A 6,401-nucleotide genomic window follows, 5' to 3' on the forward strand; every position below is an offset into this window, starting at 1 on the left:
AGTTAGGTTTCTATCTCAGCTGTCCGGATACAGTGAAATAAGAGTTTGATTCATTCATAGGACTGATCATTTGACTTATCTAGTGAAATATCAGTATGTTCTTTAACATAAGATATTGGCTTTTAGACAATGAATCAAACATCAAATTATTACAATCAACATGCTCAAGCATTTTTTGAAAATACCTATCAGGTTGAGATGGAAAGTCTTTACACACCATTTCTAAGATATTTGCCGGAACAGGCATTGATCCTGGATTTGGGCTGTGGCTCTGGGCGTGACACTCTGGCATTTAAGAAAAAAGGCTATCAAGCTGAGGCAATTGATTATTCTGCGGAGCTGGTTGAAAAGGCGAGAGAGCTGACAGGCATCGAGGTACGTCAGCAAAGTTTTTATGAGCTGAATGAAGTAGCTAAGTATGATGGGATTTGGGCTTGTGCTTCTCTTTTGCACTGTGAAAGAGATCGCCTGACTGAAGTGCTGGCGCGCATATTTAAAGCATTAAAGCCAAATGGTGTGTGTTATATGTCTTTTAAATATGGCGATTCAGACCGTGAGAAAGAAGGGCGCAGCTTTACTGACTTGAATGAGCAGCAAGCTTACGACTTACTCAAACAAATAGATCAGGCTTTACTGTTACAGCAATGGATTACTGTAGATAAACGTCCAGACCGTACAGAAGAATGGCTGAATATTCTGATTAGAAAAGTGCAGGCTTAGATATGTTATTCAGTATAGCTGAAATACCAACTCCTCAAGAACAGCTGAAATTCTTAAAACATATTCAGCAGATTTTGCAGTCAGGGGCGTTTACTTCGACATATAAGTTTGCTTTGCTGATGAGTATCACGCGTCTGGCGATTGAACAGGGTCAAGATACCGGTGCTGCCTTGCATTTGGACTATCAGGATATTGCGGAAAAGTTTATTGACCTGTACTGGAAACAGTCACTGCCGTTTCAGTTTAACCAGTATGAGCCTTTTACTATTCATCAAAGCACTGGTAAGCAGGCAAAGATCATCAGTGAAATTCAGAATGCACAGCAACAATTCAAAACGCTGGCTGCGTTAAGAAAAGACCAGTTTCACTGGAATCAGCTTAGAAAAGTGGTTGCAGCGACCGTCAAGCAAATGCCGGTGGTGTATTTGCAGAATCTGAATGGTCAAACCGTAGAGTTTCTCTATCATCTGCAGGATTGCAAACAGTCCCTCAAGCTTTTACCCAAAGTGATGTATTGTTTGAGACAATTCAGTGAAATTATTGAAGAGCTGTGCCAGAAGCGCTGGATTGATTTTGTTCGGCTAAACAAGCAGAACCTGCTGGTACTGGATGGTTTGCCTGACCTAGATGAATTCATGTTTGCTCCAAGTCGTAATCAATTGGGGCAGGTCGCGGACTTCTTAATCGACTTACAGCAATGCCAGTGTTTTTACTGTGGCAAAAGCCTGAAAAACTCAAAATATGCCGTGGATCATTTTATTCCATGGTCTTTATATCCTGCCGATACCGGGCATAACTTTGTTCTGGCGGACGACAAATGTAATTCACAGAAAAGCAATTATTTGGCATCCGGGCAATTCTTGGAGCAATGGATGGAACGTAATCATCTGCATGATCAGGCGATTAGTCGGGAGATTTCGCAACTCGGTTTTTTGACCGATCTGCAGCGTTCACATCGGGTTGCAGACTGGGCCTATCAGCAGGCGATTGAGCATGAGTATTTAGTTTGGTTGGGGGGCAAAGATAAACAGATATTGGCTCATCCTATATCTGGTGTCTTTTGAGACCGTTATTCTTTGCAGAGATTCTGTTATCCAAAGACCAATATTTTCAAGAACAAATTGAATATTCAGCAAGATAGTATTCTATAGACAGCTGAATTAGAGCTTTCAGCCCTTACAGACTTTTAACTGGAGGCCTTCATTCTCACAATATGCTGCTACAAAATTTAGAATATTCACCTGTTTGGAGCTTGAATTGACAGATCACTTGGCTTGAGTACGACAATTTATGTCCTTTTCCATCTTTTTACTGCTGCATGATTTAGAATTTTAGGTAAAATCATTTGATTAATGATTCACTTAATTGGATTTCTATAACAATGACCCAGGTGCAACTGCAACAATTACAAAAACAACTTTGGAATATTGCCAATACTTTGCGTGGCACCATGGGCGCCGATGAATTCCGTGATTACATTCTGGGTTTTATTTTCTTTAAATATTTATCGGAAAAGTCGGTGAACTTTGCCAATGAATTGCTCGATGGCGAAGACCTCAGCTTTTTAGAATTAGATGAAAATAATCCTGAGCATGTGCCATACATCGAAGAAATTAAAAAGAATGCCATTGCCGAAGTCGGTTATGCGCTCACACCAAATCAGCTATTCCATACCTTAGCCGAGCGTGGTCGTCAGGGCGAATTCATTTTGGATGATTTAACTGCAACCTTAAAATCAATTGAACAAAGCACTTTAGGCACCGACTCTGCCGATGACTTTGCCAACCTGTTTGAAGATTTGGATCTAAACTCGACCAAGCTTGGCAATAATGCCAGTGACCGTAATGCACTGGTGGCGAAAGTCCTGAGTCATTTAGATGATATTGATTTTGATATTTCCAATACCGAAGCCGATGTACTGGGCGATGCTTACGAGTACCTGATTGGTGAGTTTGCCTCAGGCGCGGGCAAAAAAGCGGGGGAATTCTATACCCCGCAAACGGTATCAACTTTACTGGCGAAGATTGTCACCCAAGGCAAAGACCGTTTACGTTCAGTCTGCTTTGTTGCACAAAGATTTCATAACTATATGATTTTAAAAGTTCTGATTGTTTTTTGATTCAAAATTAAATCTATTTAAATCAGATGCTTACATATTTATGCAACAAAGCCGTTCAAACTTAATAGGATATTGATTGTGGAAACTGAGTAAGCGTCCGCTGAACCCCATGCCTATTTTTTAATTTGAGTTGGATTTCCAGCGATGTGGTAGTAATTCTTCTATTTGGGTCGCTTTATGCGTCGGCAGCCTTTTCAGCACATCACTGAGATAGGCATACGGATCCAACCCATTCAGCTTTGCTGACTGGATTAAAGTCATGATATTTGCCGCTCGCTGTCCACTGCGCAGCGAACCTGCAAACAACCAGTTCTTACGGCCCAATGCCCAGGGACGCATTGAGTTCTCTGCCCAGTTATTGTCAATGGGTAGATTGCCATCATCCAGATAGCGGCTTAAGGCTGGCCAACGCTTCAGACTGTAATTGATGGCCTTGGCGGTTGGAGAACTCGATGGCACCGTCAGATAATGTTGGTTGAGCCATTCACACAGTTGTTGCATCACCGGTTGGCTGTGCTGTTGTCGGTATTCGCGGCGGTGTTCTGCTGTACCATCGGTCTTTTTCCTGAGTTCTGCTTCTATCGCATACAGTTTCTGAATCATCAGTAATGCCTGTTCAGCGATCTGACTTTTCCCGGTCACATGTAGCTCATGGAATTTACGACGTGCATGCGCCATGCAGCCCACCTCTATGACATCGCCTGATTTAAAGCGTGCTTTATAACCACTGTAATCATCACAGACCAGATGGCCCTGCCAGCCATTCAGGAACTCTTCTGCATGCTGACCTGAACGGCTATCCTGAAAGTCATAGATCACCGCTTGAACTGGATTGTACTGTGTAGTGGCATAGGCCCAGACATAACCTTTCTTCGGTTTTTTCTCATCATCACCCATCCGCATGATGGTGACCGGCGTTTCATCGGCATGGATCACCCGCTGTTGCAGCACCACCTGTTTTAAGGCATTGGCCAGAGGTTCCAGTTCCACACCGCAGCGACCTATCCAGTCAGATAACGTTGATCTAGAAAGCTCGATTCCCGCCCGCTGATAGATCAGACGTTGACGGTACAGCGGTAAATGATCGGCATACTTCGATACCAGCACATGGCTGAGCAGTTCAGGTGAAGCAATGCCTTTATCAATCACATAGGCAGGCATCGCTTGCTGAGTCAGGGTGTCACACTGATCACAGACCCATTTGCCACGCACATGCTGTTCCTTATAGAACTGTGCCGGTCTGAAATGTAGTTTTTCACTGATATCTTCGCCGATACGACGCAAGGTGCAGCCACAAGCACATTGGGTTGATGTTGGTTCATGCTCGATACGGATGGTGTGTAGATGATCGGGCAGCAGTCGACGTTTAGGTTTGTTGACTGTGGCTTTGTGTGTCGCTGCATCAGTTTTATCTGCATTCAGCCGTTCCAGTTCCAGATCAACAGCGGCAATATCTTCTTCGACCGCTTCATCCCACAGATGGATTTGTTTTGCGGTGAGATGTTCGTTTTTACTGCCAAATTTGTGCTGTTTAAATAGTGCGAGCTCATGCTCGTATTTTTGCGTGAGAATGGAAAGATGTTGAACTTTGGCATCCAATTGCTGGTTTGATTTTTCTAATTCTTGATTTGATTGTGCCAAAGACTGATGCTGCATTGCCAACTGCCGGGTAAATTCCAGCAGTTGTTCATGGGTCAGTTGGCTTAAATCAGGCAGCGTATTCATGACCGCAGTATGCCTGAGGTCATGAAGAGAATGAAATAGAACGTTTGGAGAATAGCAGAATGGACCAAGCTAGTTTAGAGCATCGTCACCACCTGCTGTCGTCCAATGCGCTGCCAAGGCAAACCCTGGATCAGTGCCTGTAACTGTTCTGGACTGAGTGCCAGGGTTTCACCCTGATGAACTTTAGCCCAGTGAAATTTGCCCTGTTCCAACCGCCGAGAACACAGCCAGATCCCCAGTCCATCATGTACCAGCACTTTCATGCGATGGCCACGTTTATTACAGAACAGGTAAGCACAATGCGGTTTGATGTAGCCAAAGGCTCTCACCACCTGAGCCATGGCCGTATCCATACCTGCACGCATGTCCATGGGCTGAGTAGACAACCAGATTTCATCGATACGGATCATGTTGTAAGTGCCTTGAGTAATTCTGCTAAAGCAGATATTTCTGATACTTGCCATTTCAAGCCAATTTCTGCTTTTGAGTGGGGTAAAGTAATTTGAACCGTTAACATGCCAGTAGGGATAGGATCTAATGGTGCGGAGCAAGATAAGGTAATAAATGCAGGTTTATTCGGTAGTAGTGAGCGATCATTCCCTGGCTTAGCATCAATTAAGCGAATCCATTTGGATACAAGATTTGTATTCAATCCATGTTGCAAAGCGACCGAAGCAATTGAAACCTCCGATGCTTTACACGCCTGAACGATCTGCTGTTTAAATTCAGCACTATATGTTCTTCGTTTTATCGTAAGAGATGCGATGGATGTCTGGTTATTTGTAGTCATAAATTTAAGTTCCCACTTGTTTTTAAGTCAGGACTAAATTAAGGCTTATAGGACGAATTCATAAGGTGTGTTCAGCGGACGCTTACGAAACTGAGAGTTATCTGCTGGGTTAGATGTTCTGAATCTTTAGAAAGAAAGCCAATTATCTCGGAAGATAATTGGCTTGAGCAAAGAGTTTGGCTATCCGCTTATTCGTCGGTCATCCCAATAACACGGCACTACAATCAAATGGTTCTCATGTAACCGAGACCATAATCTTACACCTAAATCCCGCTGCATATTTTGGACTGTGAAATTAGAAACCAACAGGGTAGATTTCATGTTGTCATAACGACTATACAAAACCTTATGTACCATCTCCAGGCGTTTTTCATGCCGGTCATGCAGGCCATATTCATCAATCACTAATAAATCAAAACTGGAGAAATGGTCGATGACTTCTTTCTCAGAGCGTGAAGTATCTGACCAAGTATCCATCATTTTTTGAGCAATTTCTGCACTGGTATAGTAGCGTGCAGATTTTGTACTGTTATGCAGAATGTTGCGAATAATTGATGCACTCAGATGGGTTTTACCTGTACCCGGTGTACCAATCATCAACATGTTCGGGTTGTGGTCAGAAATAATTTGCTGTGCAAATGCCTGACATAGCTTGATGATATTGTCTTGTGCAGGGCATGCAACTACATAATTCTTGAAGCCACTATCCAGGTAGCGTTTATTGAGCCCTGAATTTTTAATTTTCTGTTGTAGCAATCGCTGTTGCAGTTCATCCTCATAGGCTGCATGTGAGTGATGCACGGTTTCTTTGGCACACAATTTACAGAGCCTGTGACCTGCGATTTCCATCAGGGGTGTATGATGGGTAGGACAGAGTGTTTCCGTTGTTTCTGAGTGAAACTGGAGTGTTTTAAGCATGGTATTCATGACTGATCTCCTAAATCCACTTTGAATTTTCTAAAAAATCCTCATTTTTTTCTTCAAAATTTGAAGATGAAGATGAAGATGAAGATGAAGATGAAGATGAAGATGAAGATGAAGATGAAG

General features: G+C 42.9%; 6 protein-coding genes and 2 pseudogenes. 3 read left to right on the top strand and 5 right to left on the bottom strand.

Going from position 1 to position 6,401, the window contains the following annotated elements:
* Positions 1 to 129 precede the first annotated feature (129 nt).
* The 3 genes and pseudogenes from F986_RS00635 to F986_RS00645 form a co-directional block, all read left to right on the top strand.
* The gene (locus F986_RS00635) at positions 130 to 720 is read left to right on the top strand and encodes a class I SAM-dependent methyltransferase (RefSeq protein ID WP_004684358.1); all 591 of its coding nucleotides are present in this window, start codon (positions 130 to 132) and stop codon (positions 718 to 720) included.
* A 2-nt stretch (positions 721 to 722) separates the two neighbouring features.
* Positions 723 to 1,784 carry an HNH endonuclease gene (locus F986_RS00640; protein ID WP_004684359.1) on the top strand — a complete coding sequence of 354 codons (1,062 nt, stop codon included), beginning with the start codon at positions 723 to 725 and terminating at the stop codon, positions 1,782 to 1,784.
* A gap of 317 nt (positions 1,785 to 2,101) precedes the next feature.
* Positions 2,102 to 2,779: pseudogene (locus F986_RS00645) on the top strand (type I restriction-modification system subunit M N-terminal domain-containing protein); the annotation flags it as partial.
* Between the two features lie 180 nt (positions 2,780 to 2,959).
* Here the strand turns inward: F986_RS00645 and tnpC are convergent.
* The 5 genes and pseudogenes from tnpC to F986_RS18790 form a co-directional block, all read right to left on the bottom strand.
* Positions 2,960 to 4,564 (bottom strand): IS66 family transposase, encoded by a 1,605-nt coding sequence (tnpC, locus tag F986_RS00650; protein ID WP_004684361.1) that lies wholly within the window; start codon positions 4,562 to 4,564, stop codon positions 2,960 to 2,962.
* A gap of 74 nt (positions 4,565 to 4,638) precedes the next feature.
* The gene (gene tnpB, locus F986_RS00655) at positions 4,639 to 4,950 is read right to left on the bottom strand and encodes an IS66 family insertion sequence element accessory protein TnpB (RefSeq protein WP_171063934.1); all 312 of its coding nucleotides are present in this window, start codon (positions 4,948 to 4,950) and stop codon (positions 4,639 to 4,641) included.
* A gap of 20 nt (positions 4,951 to 4,970) precedes the next feature.
* Positions 4,971 to 5,354 (bottom strand): IS66-like element accessory protein TnpA, encoded by a 384-nt coding sequence (gene tnpA, locus F986_RS00660; RefSeq protein ID WP_004684363.1) that lies wholly within the window; start codon positions 5,352 to 5,354, stop codon positions 4,971 to 4,973.
* A 180-nt stretch (positions 5,355 to 5,534) separates the two neighbouring features.
* Positions 5,535 to 6,281 carry an ATP-binding protein gene (locus F986_RS00665; RefSeq protein WP_004684364.1) on the bottom strand — a complete coding sequence of 249 codons (747 nt, stop codon included), beginning with the start codon at positions 6,279 to 6,281 and terminating at the stop codon, positions 5,535 to 5,537.
* A 10-nt stretch (positions 6,282 to 6,291) separates the two neighbouring features.
* Positions 6,292 to 6,401 (bottom strand): annotated as a pseudogene (locus tag F986_RS18790) (DUF1376 domain-containing protein); the annotation flags it as partial.

Origin of the sequence: Acinetobacter johnsonii CIP 64.6 (assembly GCF_000368045.1) — a bacterium.
GTDB classification, from domain to species: domain Bacteria; phylum Pseudomonadota; class Gammaproteobacteria; order Pseudomonadales; family Moraxellaceae; genus Acinetobacter; species Acinetobacter johnsonii.